Annotated in this window: 13 protein-coding genes; 7 read left to right on the top strand and 6 right to left on the bottom strand. The window is 69.4% G+C overall.

All coding sequences use genetic code 11. From position 1 onward, the window contains the following. The first annotated feature begins 34 nt into the window (after positions 1-34). The 5 genes from uvrB to ACWC2T_RS14105 all read left to right on the top strand — a co-directional run bounded on the left by uvrB (position 35) and on the right by ACWC2T_RS14105 (position 7515). Complete coding sequence (uvrB, locus tag ACWC2T_RS14125) at positions 35-2182, top strand: excinuclease ABC subunit UvrB (protein WP_450670630.1); 2148 nt, start codon at positions 35-37, stop codon at positions 2180-2182. A 156-nt stretch (positions 2183-2338) separates the two neighbouring features. Continuing rightward, positions 2339-2917 carry a TerD family protein gene (locus ACWC2T_RS14120; protein WP_450670629.1) on the top strand — a complete coding sequence of 193 codons (579 nt, stop codon included), beginning with the start codon at positions 2339-2341 and terminating at the stop codon, positions 2915-2917. A 62-nt stretch (positions 2918-2979) separates the two neighbouring features. Beyond that, the gene (locus tag ACWC2T_RS14115) at positions 2980-5070 is read left to right on the top strand and encodes a TerD family protein (protein WP_450670628.1); all 2091 of its coding nucleotides are present in this window, start codon (positions 2980-2982) and stop codon (positions 5068-5070) included. 221 nt (positions 5071-5291) lie between these two features. Further along, positions 5292-6293, top strand: coding sequence for a TerC family protein (locus ACWC2T_RS14110; RefSeq protein ID WP_450670627.1), 1002 nt, complete (start codon positions 5292-5294; stop codon positions 6291-6293). Between the two features lie 121 nt (positions 6294-6414). Beyond that, positions 6415-7515: a calcium:proton antiporter gene (locus ACWC2T_RS14105; RefSeq protein ID WP_450670626.1), complete on the top strand. Its 1101-nt coding sequence runs from the start codon at positions 6415-6417 to the stop codon at positions 7513-7515. A gap of 65 nt (positions 7516-7580) precedes the next feature. Here ACWC2T_RS14105 and ACWC2T_RS14100 read toward each other — a convergent pair whose 3' ends face one another. After that, positions 7581-8852, bottom strand: coding sequence for an MFS transporter (locus ACWC2T_RS14100; RefSeq protein ID WP_450670625.1), 1272 nt, complete (start codon positions 8850-8852; stop codon positions 7581-7583). A 209-nt stretch (positions 8853-9061) separates the two neighbouring features. Between ACWC2T_RS14100 and aroQ the strand changes: the two genes are divergently transcribed. Continuing rightward, the gene (aroQ, locus tag ACWC2T_RS14095) at positions 9062-9535 is read left to right on the top strand and encodes a type II 3-dehydroquinate dehydratase (protein WP_450670624.1); all 474 of its coding nucleotides are present in this window, start codon (positions 9062-9064) and stop codon (positions 9533-9535) included. A 10-nt stretch (positions 9536-9545) separates the two neighbouring features. On the opposite strand, the gene ACWC2T_RS14090 is transcribed toward aroQ, so the two are convergent. The 5 genes from ACWC2T_RS14090 to ACWC2T_RS14070 all read right to left on the bottom strand — a co-directional run bounded on the left by ACWC2T_RS14090 (position 9546) and on the right by ACWC2T_RS14070 (position 13789). Further along, a complete protein-coding gene (locus ACWC2T_RS14090; protein ID WP_450670623.1) occupies positions 9546-10304 on the bottom strand; it encodes an amino acid ABC transporter ATP-binding protein in 759 nt (252 codons plus the stop codon). Continuing rightward, entirely contained in the window at positions 10301-11203 is a 903-nt protein-coding gene (locus ACWC2T_RS14085) for an amino acid ABC transporter permease (RefSeq protein WP_450670622.1), read from the bottom strand. The genes ACWC2T_RS14090 and ACWC2T_RS14085 overlap by 4 nt, the downstream gene beginning before the upstream one ends. Beyond that, the gene (locus ACWC2T_RS14080) at positions 11200-12084 is read right to left on the bottom strand and encodes an ABC transporter substrate-binding protein (RefSeq protein WP_450670621.1); all 885 of its coding nucleotides are present in this window, start codon (positions 12082-12084) and stop codon (positions 11200-11202) included. Before ACWC2T_RS14080 ends, ACWC2T_RS14085 begins: the two co-directional genes overlap by 4 nt. A gap of 316 nt (positions 12085-12400) precedes the next feature. Continuing rightward, a complete protein-coding gene (locus tag ACWC2T_RS14075) occupies positions 12401-13057 on the bottom strand; it encodes an MBL fold metallo-hydrolase (RefSeq protein ID WP_450670620.1) in 657 nt (218 codons plus the stop codon). 45 nt (positions 13058-13102) lie between these two features. After that, complete coding sequence (locus tag ACWC2T_RS14070; protein ID WP_450670619.1) at positions 13103-13789, bottom strand: maleylpyruvate isomerase family mycothiol-dependent enzyme; 687 nt, start codon at positions 13787-13789, stop codon at positions 13103-13105. A gap of 225 nt (positions 13790-14014) precedes the next feature. Between ACWC2T_RS14070 and uvrA the strand changes: the two genes are divergently transcribed. After that, positions 14015-17035: an excinuclease ABC subunit UvrA gene (uvrA, locus tag ACWC2T_RS14065; RefSeq protein WP_450670618.1), complete on the top strand. Its 3021-nt coding sequence runs from the start codon at positions 14015-14017 to the stop codon at positions 17033-17035. The last annotated feature ends 138 nt before the right edge of the window (positions 17036-17173 follow it).

Genomic DNA, 17173 nt, shown 5'->3' with positions numbered 1-17173 from the left:
CCCGTTGTCAGTGCGGGGTCGTACGGTGGATGACATGCGGCCCGTTTCCCACATCGAACGCACGGTGGCGCCCTTCGAGGTCGTCAGCCCCTACCAGCCCAGCGGCGACCAGCCGACGGCCATCGCCGACCTGGCCAAGCGGATCGAGGCCGGTGAGAGGGATGTCGTCCTGCTGGGCGCCACCGGCACCGGCAAGTCCGCCACCACGGCGTGGATGATCGAGAAGCTCCAGCGTCCCACGCTCGTCATGGCGCCGAACAAGACGCTGGCCGCCCAGCTGGCCAACGAGTTCCGCGAGCTCCTGCCGAACAACGCGGTCGAATACTTCGTCTCCTACTACGACTACTACCAGCCCGAGGCCTACGTCCCGCAGTCGGACACCTACATCGAGAAGGACTCCTCGATCAACGAGGAGGTCGAGCGGCTGCGCCACTCGGCGACGAACTCGCTGCTCACCCGCCGCGACGTCGTCGTGGTCGCCTCGGTGTCCTGCATCTACGGCCTCGGTACCCCGCAGGAGTACGTGGACCGGATGGTCCCCCTCAGGGTCGGCGACGAGATCGACCGGGACGAGCTGCTGCGCCGCTTCGTCGACATCCAGTACACGCGCAACGACATGGCCTTCACCCGTGGCACCTTCCGGGTCCGCGGCGACACCATCGAGATCTTCCCGGTCTACGAGGAGCTGGCCGTCCGCATCGAGATGTTCGGCGACGAGATCGAGGCGCTGTCCACGCTGCACCCGCTCACCGGCGAGATCATCAGCGACGACCAGCAGCTGTACATCTTCCCCGCCTCCCACTACGTGGCCGGCCCCGAGCGCATGGAGCGGGCCGTCAACGACATCGAGAAGGAGCTGGGGGAGCGCCTGGCCGAGCTGGAGAAGCAGGGCAAGCTCCTGGAGGCCCAGCGCCTGCGGATGCGCACCACGTACGACATCGAGATGCTCCGCCAGATCGGCACCTGCTCCGGTGTGGAGAACTACTCGATGCACTTCGACGGTCGCTCGCCCGGTTCCCCGCCCAACACCCTGCTGGACTACTTCCCGGACGACTTCCTGCTCGTCATCGACGAGTCGCATGTCACCGTCCCGCAGATCGGCGCGATGTACGAGGGCGACGCCTCGCGCAAGCGCACCCTCGTGGAGCACGGTTTCCGCCTGCCCTCCGCCCTGGACAACCGCCCCTTGAAGTGGGAGGAGTTCCAGGAGCGCATCGGCCAGACCGTGTACCTCTCGGCGACCCCGGGCACCTACGAGATGTCGCGCTCCGACGGCGTCGTGGAGCAGATCATCCGCCCGACCGGCCTGGTCGACCCGGAGGTCGTGGTCAAGCCCACCGAGGGCCAGATCGACGACCTGGTGCACGAGATCCGCAAGCGCACCGAGAAGGACGAGCGCGTCCTCGTCACCACGCTCACCAAGAAGATGGCCGAGGACCTCACCGACTACTTCCTGGAGCTCGGCATCCAGGTGCGCTATCTGCACAGCGACGTCGACACCCTGCGCCGCGTCGAGCTGCTGCGCGAGCTGCGCTCCGGTGAGTACGACGTCCTGGTCGGCATCAACCTCCTGCGAGAGGGCCTCGACCTGCCCGAGGTGTCCCTGGTGGCGATCCTGGACGCCGACAAGGAGGGCTTCCTGCGTTCGGGCACCTCGCTGATCCAGACCATCGGCCGCGCGGCGCGCAACGTCTCCGGTCAGGTCCACATGTACGCCGACAAGATCACCCCGGCGATGGAGAAGGCCATCGAGGAGACCAACCGGCGCCGGGAGAAGCAGGTCGCCTACAACAAGGCCAACGGCATCGACCCGCAGCCGCTGCGCAAGAAGATCAACGACATCGTCGCGCAGATCGCCCGCGAGCAGGTCGACACCGAGCAGCTGCTCGGCACCGGCTACCGCAAGTCCAAGGACGGCAACGGCGCCAAGGCACCCGTCCCGGCCCTGGGCGACAAGGCGGCCAAGGGCGCGAAGGCCGGTAAGGCCGCCAAGGGCAAGGCGGCGGCCGTGGTTCCCACGGACCGCCCGGCGGCCGAACTCGCCGAGCAGATCGAGGAGATGACCGAGCGTATGCGCGCCGCCGCCGCGGAGCTGCAGTTCGAGATCGCGGCCCGGCTGCGTGACGAGGTCTCGGAGATGAAGAAGGAGCTGCGCCAGATGCGGGAGGCCGGTCTCGCCTGAGCCCCACCACCCTGCCGGACCTCGGTATATGCGCCAAGTGTTGCAACACCGACACAAAGCGCGGGCCGGGGTTCGGCACTGTCGGTGCCCCTGCGTAGGGTTCTGGACAACCGCGCACTGCGCGGCAACAGGGGACCTTCGAGAGGGGATTCAGCGGTGTCCGTCAACTTGAGCAAGGGTCAGGCCATCAGCCTGGAGAAGAAGGACGGGGGCACGCTGACCGCGGTCCGTATGGGGCTCGGCTGGCAGGCGGCGAAGCGGCGCGGTCTGTTCGGCTCCCGCACGCGCGAGATCGACCTGGACGCGTCGGCCGTTCTCTTCGCCGAGACCCAGCCGGTCGATGTCGTCTTCTTCCGCCACCTCGTGAGCGACGACGGTTCCGTCCGCCACACCGGTGACAACCTCGTCGGCGGCGCCGGACAGGGCGGTGACGACGAGGCCATCCTCGTGGACCTGCAGCGCGTTCCGGTTCACATCGACCAGATCGTCTTCACCGTGAACTCCTTCACGGGCCAGACCTTCCAGGAGGTGCAGAACGCGTTCTGCCGTCTCGTGGACGAGACCAACGGGCAGGAACTGGCCCGCTACACGCTGGACGGCGGTGGCGACTACACCGCCCAGATCATGGCGAAGGTGCACCGCGCGGGCCCGGGCTGGACGATGACCGCGCTGGGCACCCCGGCTTACGGCCGTACGTTCCAGGACCTGATGCCGGCGATCCAGCAGCACCTGTAGGACCGCCTGCCCGACCGGCGGGACGCACGACAGAACGACAACGACACAGGGGGACGACGGCGATGAAGGCCGAGCTGGTGCGGGGGCAGAACCACCCGCTGTCCCAGGTCCGGCTGACGATCCGGATCTCGGCCGGGGTGCCGGTTCTCGCCGGAGCCACGCTCGGCGACGAGAGCGGCACGGTGCACGGTCCGCACTGGGTGGCCCACCCCGGCGCGCCCGTCGTACCCGGTGTCGAGGTGCCCCGGCAGGCGGCCACCGAGCACCGGCTCGCCGTCGACCTGGGCGCCCTGCCCGAGGCCGTCCACCGCGTCGACGTCTTCCTCGCCCTGCCCACCGGGCCCGGGGCACCGCTCCGGTTCGGTGCCGTCGCCTCCCCGCACACGACGGTCGAGAGCCTCGACGGCACCGAACTCGCCTGTTACACCCTCACCGGCCTGGACAGCGAGACCGCCGTGCTCGCCCTGGAGCTGTACCGCAGACAGGGCGTCTGGAAGGTGCGTGCGGTGGGCCAGGGTTACGCGGCCGGACTCCCCGCACTCCTGACCGACCAGGGCCTTCGCGAGGCCGCCGCCCTCGCGGCAACCGCCCATGAGGCGGCGGCCTCCGGTGAGTCGGCCGACTCCGGCGAGGCGGCCGCCCCCGGCCCGTCCCGCACGCTGCAGGCGCCGCCCTCCGCACCGTCTGCGCACGAGACGTCGGCCCGCACGCCGCAGGGCACCTCCACGGCCCCACCGCACGACACGTCCGCCTCCGCCGCGCGCGTCACACCGGTCGCCGGGCCGTACGGCACCGACGCGCCCGAGCCCCGGGACACCGCCGCGTCCGGGACTGCTGAGCCGACTCCGTCCGGTACCCCGAGGCACTCGGAGCCGGCACCGCCGTATGACGCGCGGAACCCCCACGACACACAGGGACCCGGCGCAGCCTCGCGCGACCCCGGCACCCGGGTCGACTACAAGCACCCAGGCCGTCGCCAGAACGGCACACCGCCCCCGGCGGCTCCGACTGCCGACGACGGCGGGCCCGCGCAACCCGTCGCGGGCGACGCCGTGGGCTGGTCGATGGAGGAGCGGCTGTACAACCAGGTCTGGGGGATGTTCGAGGACCTGGCCCGCACGACCGCCGCGTACCGCAGCGCCGTCGACTTCGCCGACTCCCGCCTGGAGAAGGAGCTCGACCAGGTCCTCACCGACCCCCGCGGCAGGCTCGGCACCGCGGGCGACGTCGCGCGCGAGGCGGCCCATGCCCGCCGGACACAGCTGGTGGACCAGGCGCGTGCGGTCCTCGACCGTGACATCGCCCAGCTCACCGCGGAGTCCGAGGTGGTCGAGCCCGCGCTGCCGCCGGCCTACGCCCGCTGGGACAACCCCGTCTGGCACGGCTACCGCGTGCCCGCCGAGCCGCCGATGGCCCTGCGCCTCGGCGACCTCCATCTGCCCGAGAGCGAGCCGCTGCGCATCCCTCTGCTGGTCAGGCTGCCGCTGGAACGCGGCCTGTGGCTCGACAGCGGCCCGGCGGCGCCCAGCGGCTTCCCGGACTCCGCCGAACTGCGGCACCTGGCCATGGAGACGGCTGCGGCACTCGCGGCGCGGCTGCTCGCCGTGCATCCGGCGGCGGACTTCGCCGTGCAGGTCATCGACCCGGCCGGCACCGGGGCGGCGGCATTCGCCCCGCTCACGCGGACCGGGGTGCTCGCCGCGCCTCCCGCGACCGGCGCGGCAGGTGTGACGGAGGTGCTGGAGCGGCTCACCCGGAGGGTCGATCTGGTGCAGATGGCGGTGCGCGGCGGCGCGCCCGAGTCGCTGCCGGCCGATGTCGACACCGCCCGTCAGCTCCTGATCGTCAACGACTTCCCGCACGGCTTCGACGACCGGGCGGTGACCCGGCTGCGCTATCTCGCCGACGAGGGGCCCGATGTCGGTGTCCACCTCCTGCTGGTGGCGGACCGCGAGGACGCCGCCGCCTATGGCCCCCTGCTCGATCCGCTGTGGCGTTCGCTGATGCGACTCACCCCTGTGCCCGACGATCACTTCGCCGACCCCTGGGTGGGCCACGCCTGGACCTACGAACCGTCGCTGGTGCCGGCTGGCAGCCAGGTCGTGCACCAGGTGCTCACCGAAGTGGCGAGAGCCCTGACCAAGGGCCGGTAAAGGCTTTCCATCAGCGCATTTGGTCTTTATTTTACTTTTCCCTTTACCTTTCCTTGGTGATTGAGGTACTGTCTTCCGTACGGAGGGGAGTACTCCTGGCCGCGGCGCGCCCGTCAGTACGGACCGGTTCCGGTCCCGGGGCGCCGGCCCGACGCGGGTGGAAGAGACCTCCGGCAGCGACGACGCTGACGTGTTTGCCGTTACGTAATGCCGGAGGTGCAGTGGAAGTCTCCGTGGCCCTGTGGGTCCTGACCATCGTGGGCCTTGCCGCCCTGATCGCGGTCGATTTCCTCATCGGGCGCAAGCCCCACGAGGTGTCGATCAAGGAAGCCGGGATCTGGACCGTCGTCTGGATCGCCCTGGCCGGGCTGTTCGGCTTCGGCCTTCTCGTCTTCGGCGGCGGACAACCGGCCGGCGAGTTCTTCGCGGGATTCATCACCGAGAAGTCGCTGAGCGTCGACAATCTCTTCGTCTTCGTCCTGATCATGGCGAAGTTCGCGGTGCCCGCGCGGTACCAGCAGCGCGTCCTGCTCGTCGGCGTGCTCATAGCGCTGGTCCTGCGGGCCGTCTTCATTGCCGCGGGAGCCGCGATCATCGTCGGCTTCTCCTGGGTCTTCTACCTCTTCGGCGCCTTCCTGATCTGGACCGCCTGGAAGCTCATCAAGGAGGCCCGCGCTGACCAGGAGGACGAGGAGTACGAGGAGAACAAGCTGCTGAAGGCCGCGGAGCGCAGGTTCGGTGTCGCCGACCGGTACCACGGCACCAAGCTGTGGATACGGCAGAACGGCAAGCGGGTCATGACCCCGATGCTGGTCGTGATGCTCGCCATCGGTACCACGGACGTCCTGTTCGCCCTGGACTCGATCCCGGCGATCTTCGGTCTGACCCAGGACCCCTACATCGTCTTCACCGCCAACGCCTTTGCCCTCATGGGCCTGCGACAGCTGTACTTCCTCATCGGCGGCCTGCTGAAGAAGCTGGTCCACCTGTCGTACGGCCTGTCGATCATCCTGGGCTTCATCGGCGTGAAGCTGGTTCTGCACGCCCTGCACGAGTCCGGCGTTCACGTCCCCGAGATCAGCATCCCGGTCTCGCTCGGCGTGATCTGCGCGGTCCTGGTCGTCACGACCGTCACCAGCCTGATGGCCACCAGAAAGCGGGCCACCGTCGAGGCGGCGTACACCGACGGCGAAACCGCTCGGAAGGACAGCGTCGACGCCTGACGAAGCCTGCGGCAGGTATGGCCAGGTACCCGGCCCCACGGCGGAAGGACAAGCGGAAAGGAAAAGAAGTATCCGAAAAGAGCGGAATGCGAATCCTGTACCTCTCTGCGAACATCGCCGCATGATCACTCGGCGCCGGGCGCTCACCCGGCACTGGACGATCCTCGTGCCCGTCCTCGCGGTCGTCCTCCTGGTCCTCACCTGGGGCCGCAACCTGCCTGGCGCGGTCGTGGCCCTCGTGACCCTGGTGCTCGCCGGTTCCGTCCTGGCGGCCGTCCACCACGCCGAGGTCGTCGCCCACCGCGTCGGTGAGCCCTTCGGCTCCCTGGTGCTCGCCATCGCCGTCACGATCATCGAGGTGGCTCTGATCGTCACCCTCATGGCGGACGGCGGCAGTAAAAGTTCCACCCTGGCCAGGGACACCGTCTTCGCCGCCGTGATGATCACCTGCAACGGCATCGTCGGGCTGTGTCTGCTCGCCGCCTCCCTGCGGCACGGCACCGCCGTCTTCAACCCCGAGGGCACCGGGGCCGCCCTGGCGACCGTGGCGACGCTGGCCACCCTCAGCCTGGTGCTGCCGACCTTCACCACCAGCAAGCCCGGACCCGAGTTCTCCTCGGTGCAGCTGACCTTCGCCGCGCTGTCCTCACTGATTCTGTACGGACTGTTCGTGGCCACCCAGACCGTGCGCCACCGCGACTACTTCCTGCCGATCACCCGGCAGGGCGAGGTCATCACGGCCGACCACCACGCCCGGCCTCCGTCCGGGCGCACCGCCTGGATCAGCCTCGGTCTGCTCGGCCTGGCCCTGATCGGCGTGGTTGGCCTGGCCAAGGGGGTCTCGCCCACCATCGAGTCGGGCGTGGAAGCGGCCGGCCTGAACCAAGCAGTCGTGGGCGTGATCATCGCCCTGCTCGTGCTGCTGCCGGAGACGATCGCCGCGCTGCGCGCCGCACGCCGCGACCGGGTGCAGACCAGTCTCAACCTCGCACTCGGCTCGGCCATGGCCAGCATCGGCCTCACCATCCCGGCCGTCGCCCTCGCCTCCGTCTGGCTGTCCGGGCCGCTCGTCCTCGGCCTCGGCTCCACACACATGCTGCTGCTCGCGCTGACCATCGTCGTCAGCTCCCTGACAGTGGTGCCGGGACGGGCCACACCCCTGCAGGGTGGTGTCCACCTGGTCCTCTTCGCGGCCTACCTGGAGTTGGCCGTCAATCCGTAGTGCCCGCCCGTCCGGTCCGGCTGAGGGACGCTTGCAGTCGTCGGGTCGTCCCGGTGCCGGGCCGGTCAGCCCGTCGCCGGCTCCACCGCCGGTACGGGCACCGGCCGCGTCTCCGGAAGCAGCGCGAAGCACACCAGACTGATCAGCCCGATGCCCGTCAGATACACACCCACGGCCCAGGGCACACGCCCGCTCTGCTCCGCGAGCGCCGTGGCCACGATCGGGGTGAGCGCGCCGCCGAGGACCCCGCCGAGGTTGTAGCCCACTGCGGCGCCCGTGCAGCGCACCCGCGCCTCGTACAGTTCCGGCAGGTAGGCGGCGATGACCGCGAACATGGTGACGAAGGAGATCAGAGCGCCCAGGATGCCCAGGAACATCAGCAGCGGTCGGCCGGTGGCCAGCAGTGCCACCATCGGGAGCATCCACAGGACGCAGGCTGCGCACCCTGTCAGACACATCGGCCGCCGCCCGTAGCGGTCGCCGAGAAGCGCGACCAGGGGCGTGAGGGCGCCCTTCACGACCACCGCGGCCATGACGCAGGTCAGCATCACCGTCCGGCTGACCCCGAGCCGTTCCGTCGCATACGCCAGCGACCAGGTCGTCACCGCGTAGAACACCGCGTACCCGATGGCCAGCGCGCCGGCCGTCAGTAGCACCAGCCGCCCGTGATGCCGTACGACCTCGACGAGCGGCACGCGCGCGTGGTCGTCGATTTCCAGGAACCGGGGGCTCTCGGCGAGCGACGAGCGCAGCCACAGCCCGGCGAGCGCCGGCGCACCCGCGACCCAGAACGGCACGCGCCAGCCCCACCGCGCGAAGTCCGCGTCGGACAGTGCCGCCGACAGCGCCAGCATCACCCCGTTGGCGAGCACGAAGCCCACCGCGGGCCCCACTTGAGGAAAGCTCGACCACAGCGCACGTCGTGCGGGCGGCGCATGCTCCGCGGTCAGCAGCACCGCTCCGCCCCATTCCCCGCCGAGCCCGAGACCCTGCAGGAAGCGCAGCACGAGCAGCAACAGGGGTGCGGCGACGCCGATCGTCCCGTACGACGGCACACAGCCAACCGCGACCGTCGAAGCGCCAGTGACCAGCAGTGAGAGGACGAGCACCGGCCTGCGTCCGTGCCGGTCGCCGAGGTGCCCGAACACCACCGAGCCCAGCGGCCGGGCCACGAACCCCGCCCCGAACGTCACGAACGCCGCCAGCGTCCCCGCGACCGGCGAGAACGTCGGGAAGAACAGCGGCCCCAGGACCAGGGCCGCCGCGGTCCCGTAGACGAAGAAGTCGTAGAACTCGATCGCGGTCCCCGCCAGGGACGCGGCGGCGAGTCTCGTCATCGAAGGGGCGCTCACGGCACGCACAGGCTGCATGCCGCGTCAACCACGCGCCGTGATCAACAGTTACGGGGCGCGCGGAGGCGATCGGGCGACAGTGATGTGCGCCGAGGCCCCCGGTGCAGGCGGCCCGTCATGCGCTCCGGTCGGCGTGATAGACCGGGTGCGAGCGGCGGTCGTCGGCGTACCGCCCCGAACGGACCGGAGGAAACGTGCCCCGCACCCTGGCCAACGCCCCGATCATGATCCTCAACGGGCCCAATCTGAACCTGCTCGGTCAGCGCCAGCCCGAGATCTATGGCAGGGACACCCTGGCCGACGTCGAGGCGCTGTGTGCCAAGGCCGCGGCCGCGCACGGTGGCACGGTGGACTTCCGGCAGTCCAACCACGAGGGTGAGTTGGTCGACTGGATCCACGAGGCGCGCCTGAACCACTGCGGCATCGTCATCAACCCCGGCGCCTACTCCCACACGTCGGTCGCGATTCTGGACGCACTCAACACCTGCGACGGCATGCCGGTGCTGGAGGTGCACATCTCCAACATCCACCAGCGCGAATCGTTCCGGCACCACTCCTATGTCTCGCTGCGAGCCGACGGCGTGATCGCCGGATGCGGTGTGCAGGGCTACGTGTTCGGTGTGGAGCGGGTCGCCGCCCTGGTGGGCGCGGCCCAGGCCGAGGCGTAGACCGGGGGCTTCACAGCCTGCCCGCCTCCACGATCCGCCGCAGGAAGCGTCGCGTGCGCTCCTGCTGCGGGTCGCCGAAGACCTGCTCGGCGGTGCCGCGCTCCAACACGACTCCACCGTCCAGAAAACAAACCTGGTCGGCGACGTCCCGCGCGAAGCCCATCTCGTGCGTCGCCAGCACCATGGTCATGCCGTCGGCCTTCAGGTCCCGGACCACCTCCAGCACCTCACCCACGAGTTCGGGGTCGAGCGCCGCCGTGATCTCGTCCAGCAGCAACAGCCGCGGCCGTACGGCAAGCGCCCGTACGATCGCCACACGCTGCTGCTGACCGCCGCTGAGCCGGTCCGGATAGGCATCCGCCTTGGCGCTCAGTGCGAGGCGCTCCAGCAGCTCCCTGGCCCGTTCCTCGGCCTCGGCGCGGGGGACGCCGTGCACCCGGCGGGGCGCCAGCGTGATGTTGTCCAGCACCGTCATGTGCGGGAAGAGGTTGTACGCCTGGAACACCACGCCGATCCGGCGCCGGACCGCGTCCTGGTCGGCGCGTGGATCGGTGATCTCCTCGCCGTCCAGCCAGATCGCGCCGTCGTCGATCTCCTCCAGGAGGTTGGCGCAGCGCAGCAGCGTGGACTTGCCCGAACCGGAGGCGCCGATCAGCGCGGTCACCGTGTGCGGGGTGACCTCCAGACCGACGTCCCGCAGCACCACGGAGCCGCCGAAGGTCTTGCGGACGGACTCCATGCGCAGCACGGGCGTGACTGTGTCGCTCATAGCGATCCTCCCTGGGCCCGCTGCCGGTCCATGCGGGCCGTCACCCAGTCCGTGAAGCGGGTCATCGGAATGGTCAGGGCGACGAAGACCAGGCCCGCGACGATGTACGGGGTGTAGTTGAGGCTGCGCTGGGCGATGATGTCGGCCGCCCGAACGGCGTCGACCGCGCCGCCGATCGACACGAGCCCGGTGTCCTTCTGCAGGGACACGAGGTCGTTCAGCAGGGGAGGCACCTGACGGCGTACGGCCTGGGGGAGCACGACGAACCGCAGCGCCTGACGGTTGGTCAGACCCAGCGAACGGGCCGCGGCGCGCTGCGAGGGGTGCACGGACTCGATGCCGGCGCGGAACACCTCGGCGACGTAAGCCGAGTACGTCAGTGTCAGTGCCGTACCGCCGAGCAGCACAGGGTCGACGGTCACGCCCTGGAGGCGCAGCGCGGGCACCCCGAAGACGACGATCATCAGGTTGATGATCAGTGGCAGGCCGCGGAAGAAATCCGTGTACGCGGCCGCCAGCACACGCAGGGGAAAGAACACGGGCCCGGGCAGGGTGCGCGCGATGGCGATCAGCATGCCCAGAACGAGCACCAGCACGCCGCAGATCAGCAGCAGCCGGACGTTGAGCCACAGCCCTTCGAGGACCTTGGGAAAGGCCTCGCGCGCGTACTGCCCGTCGAAGAAGGTCTCCTTGGTGCGCGGCCAGCCGGGCGCGCTGACCACGACCAGGTAGAGGACGACGCCGGTGACCAGGGTCGACAGGGCGGCGATCGCCGTCGCGCGACGGGCACGCGCGCGTTTGTGACGCTCGCGCTCCAGCCGCCGCTCGGACGGGACGTACTCGTCGCGCAGGACGTCCTTGCCAAAGTCCTCCCCGGACTCCTCCTCCATGACCGTCACTTGAGCACCGGAGCGTCGACGGCGTCCGACAGCCACTGCTTCTCCAGCTTCGCCAGCGTGCCGTCCTTGCGCAGGGCGTCCACGGCCTGCGTCACGCACGACGAGAGGCCGCTGCCCTTGTCGAGGACGAGCCCGAACTGCTCCGGCGTGCCACCCTGGTTCTCGAACTGGCCGACGATCCTGGCGTCGGTCACCTGGGCCGAGGTGACGTAGAAGGCGGTCGGCAGATCGGTGACGATCGCGTCCACCTGGCCGTTCTTGAGCGCCGAGATGGCCTGGTCGTTCTTGGAGTACGCGGCCGCCTCCTGCGACGGCTTCACCACGTCACTGATGTAGTTGAGGCTCGTGGTGCCCACCTGGGCGCCCAGCTTGAGGCTCTTCAGGTCCGCGATGCTCCTCGCCTTGGCGGCCTTGCTGCTCTTCAGCGCGATGACGGCCTGGCGCACGTCGTAGTAGCCGGAGGAGAAGTCGACGGCCTTCCTGCGCTCGGTGCTGATCGACACCTGGTTGATGTCGAAGTCGAAGGTCTTCTCGCCGGGCGCGAACGCCTTGTTGAACGGCACGCTCTGCCAGACCACGGCGCTGTTGTCGTAGCCGAGCTGCTTCGCCACGGCGTACGCGACGGCCGATTCGAAGCCCTTGCCGTTGGCGGGCTTGTCGTCCTTGAACCAGGGCTCGTACGCCGGTTCGTCCGTCGCGATCGTCAGCTTTCCGGACGTCTTGGTGGCCAGCCTGCCCTTGGCGCAGCTCTTCGCTGCCGAGTCGGAGGAGGCGGCCGACGCCTTGTCGTCGGGCTGCGGGGCGCAGCCTACGGCTGTGGTGAGCAGGGCTACGGTGGCGGCGGCTGCCGCACGGCGCAGGACGCGAGGGGCTGGGTACATGGCGGGAGATTGGCAGCGAACCCCGCGTTTGTCCAGGTCACGACCATAACTGTCCGCATACTGGGAACGGGTGTTGCGGTCGTGTGAACACTCCTCACGGCGTGGGCCGTTGGCCTGGGCCGCCGGTCGAGGGCGTGGTTGGAGACCGGCGGCCCTGCCGCAGAGGAGCCGTCATCCTCTGCGGGGTTACCACCAGTCGACCGCGTGACAGCGCATACGGGGAGCGCGTACGCACCCCCGGCGCGTGCGAAACGTTCACACGGGGCGCGCGGCGAGAACGGGTGCGCAGCGCTCAGAAGAGGAAAGCGCCCGGCGCTCACCACCCGCGCGCGTGCCACTCCGGCAGATGCGGCCGCTCCGCGCCCAGGGTCGTGTCGTTGCCGTGCCCGGGATAGACCCAGGTCTCATCGGGCAGCACGTCGAAGATCTTCGTCTCCACGTCGTGGATCAGGCTGGCGAAGGCCTTCGGATCCTTGCGCGTGTTGCCGACGCCTCCCGGGAAGAGGCAGTCGCCGGTGAAGATGTGCGGATGGCCGTGCGGGTCGTCGTAGACCAGCGCGATCGAACCCGGGGTGTGCCCGACGAGGTGCCGTGCGGTGAGCTCCACCTGCCCCACCCTGATGACGTCGCCGTCGTTGACGAGGACATCGGTGGGCACGGGGATGCCGGGGGCGTCCTCGCGGCCGGCGTACGTACGCGCGCCCGTGGCCGCGACGACCTCGGCCAGCGCCTGCCAGTGGTCGCCGTGCTGGTGCGTGGTGACGACGGACGCGATGCCGTCGTCACCGATCATGCCGAGAAGTGTCTGCGCCTCGTTGGCGGCGTCGATCAGGAGCTGCTCGTCGGTGGCCCGGCAACGCAGCAGATAGGCGTTGTTGTCCATCGGGCCGACCGCGATCTTCGTGATCATCAGGTCTTTCAGCTCGTGCACATCCGCCGGTCCGCCGACCCTGACCTCTCCGGTGTACGTCATGGTGATCAGCCTATAGCGGGGACGGGCCCGCGGACCGTGCGCGACCTACAGCGGAGGCAGCTTCGGCAGCGCGCCGTCCGTGGTCAGCCCGGAGCCGTCACGCCGCCCGGCGAGCCAGCCCAGCAGGTCGGCGCCGGTGCCCTTCACCGCGACCGCTCCGCCCTCCGCGCCACCGCCCGTGGTCCAGATCCGGCCGTCGCTCGCAACCAGGCCGGTCGAGGGCACCTCCTTGTGCCCGGCGAAGCGCTCCGCGAGGAAGTCGATCTCCCGGTCCGTGAACTCGGCCGGAAGATCCTCCAGCTCGTACCCGATGCCGAGATCCACGTGGTGCAGCTCGACCTCGGCCCACCGCCGGAACGGCACCCGGGACGCGGAGTCGGTGACCCCGTTGCGCAGCTCCACCGTGCGCGACCAGTCCGCCGGGGCGTCCCCTGTCGCCTGGAAGCGGGCCGCGCTCTCGCGCAGGTCCGCGAGCTGGGCGTCGAGGGGACGCGGGGCGTCACGCTCGATGTCGGCGTCCCGCACCTCGGCGCTCGCGTACATGGGCCGGCCTTCGAGAACGTTCACGAGCGCGTCCGCGTTGCGGGCGAGGTGGGCGAGGACGTGCCCGCGGGTCCAGCCCGGAAGCCGTGACGGCTCGGCGAGCGACGCGTTGTCCAGTTCGGCGACCGCGCTGAGGAGCCGTTCGGTCGCGTCACGTACACATGCCAGGTCATGAGCGTGATCAATCATGGGCCTGACATTAGCCCCCACCACACCTTTGGGTGAAGGTGGTGAAGCTCGTCCGCAAATCGAAAGCACGTGCTATATCGTCGGAGGCGGCGTCGGGCATGCTGGATGGCCGGGGGTTGTTATGCAACCGGAGAATCCGACCGGCGTTGTCAGTGGCTCCCCCTAGTCTGAAGAAGCACGGGGGCCCCGCCCCTGTCACTTCTCTCAAGAAAGGTGCGGACCGGCGTGGCCGACCGTCTCATCGTCCGTGGCGCGCGCGAGCACAACCTGAAGAATGTCTCGCTCGACCTGCCGCGTGACTCGCTCATCGTCTTCACCGGCCTGTCCGGGTCGGGCAAGTCCTCCCTGGCCTTCGACACGATCTTCGCGGAGGGCCAGCGGCGCTACGTGGAGTCGCTGTCCTCGTACGCCCGCCAGTTCCTCGGCCAGATGGACAAGCCGGACGTCGACTTCATCGAGGGCCTGTCCCCGGCGGTCTCCATCGACCAGAAGTCGACCTCGCGCAACCCGCGCTCGACGGTCGGCACCATCACCGAGGTCTACGACTATCTGCGGCTGCTCTTCGCGCGCATCGGCAAGCCGCACTGCCCCGAGTGCGGCCGCCCCATCTCGCGCCAGTCGCCGCAGGCCATCGTCGACAAGGTCCTGGAGCTGCCGGAGGGGAGCCGCTTCCAGGTGCTGTCGCCGCTGGTGCGCGAGCGCAAGGGCGAGTTCGTCGACCTCTTCGCCGACCTGCAGACCAAGGGCTACTCCCGCGCGCGTGTGGACGGACAGACCATCCAGCTGTCCGACCCGCCGGCGCTGAAAAAGCAGGAGAAACACACCATCGAGGTGGTCGTCGACCGCCTCACGGTGAAGGAGTCCGCCAAGCGCCGCCTCACCGACTCCGTCGAGACCGCCCTCGGCCTGTCCGGCGGCATGGTCGTACTCGACTTCGTCGACCTCCCCGAGGACGACCCCGAGCGCGAGCGCATGTACTCCGAGCACCTGTACTGCCCGTACGACGACCTGTCCTTCGAGGAACTGGAGCCCCGCTCCTTCTCCTTCAACTCGCCCTTCGGCGCCTGCCCCGACTGCACGGGCATCGGCACGCGCATGGAGGTCGACCCCGAGCTGATCGTCCCGGACGAGGAAAAGACCCTGGACGAGGGCGCCATCCACCCGTGGTCGCACGGGCACACCAAGGACTACTTCGGCCGCCTGATCGGCGCCCTCGCCGACGCGCTCGGCTTCCGCACCGACATCCCGTTCGCGGGCCTGCCGCAGCGCGCGAAGAAGGCCCTGCTCCACGGCCACAAGACCCAGATCGAGGTCCGGTACCGCAACCGGTATGGCCGCGAGCGCGTGTACACCACGCCCTTCGAGGGCGCGGTGCCGTTCGTCAAGCGCCGGCACAGCGAGGCCGAGAGCGACGCCAGCCGCGAGCGCTTCGAGGGCTACATGCGCGAGGTGCCCTGCCCCTCCTGCGAGGGCACGCGCCTGAAGCCGATCGTCCTCGCGGTCACGATCATGGAGAAGTCGATCGCCGAGGTCTCCGCGATGTCGATCAGCGACTGCGCGGACTTCCTGGGCCGGCTGACGCTGAGCGCCCGTGACAAGAAGATCGCCGAGCGCGTGCTGAAGGAGGTCAACGAGCGACTGCGCTTCCTGGTCGACGTCGGTCTGGACTACCTCTCGCTCAACCGCGCGGCCGGCACGCTCTCCGGCGGCGAGGCCCAGCGCATCCGTCTGGCCACCCAGATCGGCTCCGGCCTGGTCGGCGTCCTGTACGTCCTGGACGAGCCGTCCATCGGCCTGCACCAGCGCGACAACCACCGGCTGATCGAGACCCTGGTCCGGTTGCGCGACATGGGCAACACGCTCATCGTCGTGGAGCACGACGAGGACACCATCAAGGTCGCCGACTGGGTCGTGGACATCGGCCCCGGCGCAGGCGAGCACGGCGGCAAGGTCGTGCACAGCGGCTCGCTGAAGGAGCTGCTCGCCAACACCGAGTCGCAGACCGGCGCGTACCTCTCCGGCCGCAAGGCGATCCCGGTGCCGGACATCCGGCGGCCGCGCGACCCGTCCCGGCAGCTCACCGTGCACGGTGCCCGTGAGAACAACCTGCAGGACATCGACGTGTCCTTCCCGCTGGGCGTGTTCACGGCCGTCACCGGCGTCTCCGGATCGGGCAAGTCGACGCTGGTCAACGACATCCTGTACACGCACCTGGCGCGCGAGCTGAACGGCGCGAGGAACGTCCCCGGACGGCACACGCGCGTGGACGGCGACGACCTGGTCGACAAGGTCGTGCACGTCGACCAGTCACCGATCGGCCGCACCCCGCGGTCCAACCCGGCGACGTACACCGGCGTCTTCGACCACATCCGCAAGCTGTTCGCCGAGACCACCGAGGCGAAGGTCCGCGGTTACCTGCCCGGTCGCTTCTCCTTCAACGTCAAGGGCGGCCGCTGCGAGAACTGCGCGGGCGACGGCACCATCAAGATCGAGATGAACTTCCTCCCGGACGTCTACGTCCCGTGCGAGGTCTGCCACGGTGCCCGGTACAACCGGGAGACCCTGGAGGTCCACTACAAGGGCAAGTCCATCGCCGACGTGCTGAACATGCCGATCGAGGAGGCCACCGACTTCTTCGAGGCCGTCCCGGCCATCTCCCGGCACCTGAGGACGCTGAAGGACGTCGGCCTCGGCTACGTCCGCCTCGGCCAGTCCGCCACCACCCTCTCCGGCGGTGAGGCCCAGCGCGTGAAGCTGGCCAGCGAGCTGCAGAAGCGATCCACCGGACGCACGGTCTACGTCCTGGACGAGCCCACCACCGGTCTGCACTTCGAGGACATCAGCAAGTTGCTGAAGGTTCTCGGCGGCCTGGTCGACAAGGGCAACACGGTCATCGTCATCGAGCACAACCTCGACGTGATCAAGACTGCCGACTGGATCGTCGACATGGGCCCGGAGGGCGGTGCCGGCGGTGGCCTCGTGGTCGCCGAGGGCACGCCCGAGGAGGTCGCCGGGGTCCCGGCCAGCCACACCGGCAAGTTCCTGCGGGAGATCCTCGGCGCCGATCGCATCAGCGACGCGGAACCGGTGAAGGCGCCGCGGTCGGGCACGGCCAAGAGGACGGCCGCCGCGAAGACGGCGGCGAAGAAGACGGTGACGGCCAAGGCCAACAACACGGCGACCAAGAAGGCCGATGCGGCCACGAAGAAGGTGGCGACCGCGAAGAAGACGACGCGCAAGGCCTGACAAACCATCAGAAAAAGCGGCGCCCCGCGGGAACTTCCCGCGGGGCGCCGCTCGTTCCACCATCAGCCACCCCGGCTCCGGGGTCCGAGGGGTCCCCGCATCACGGATCCGGCAGCACCTTGACAACAGCAGAGAGGA

The organism is Streptomyces sp. NPDC001393 (assembly GCF_053597455.1).
Note: the sequence above shows the minus strand (reverse complement) of the source record. Positions and strands in the feature narration are given on the sequence as shown.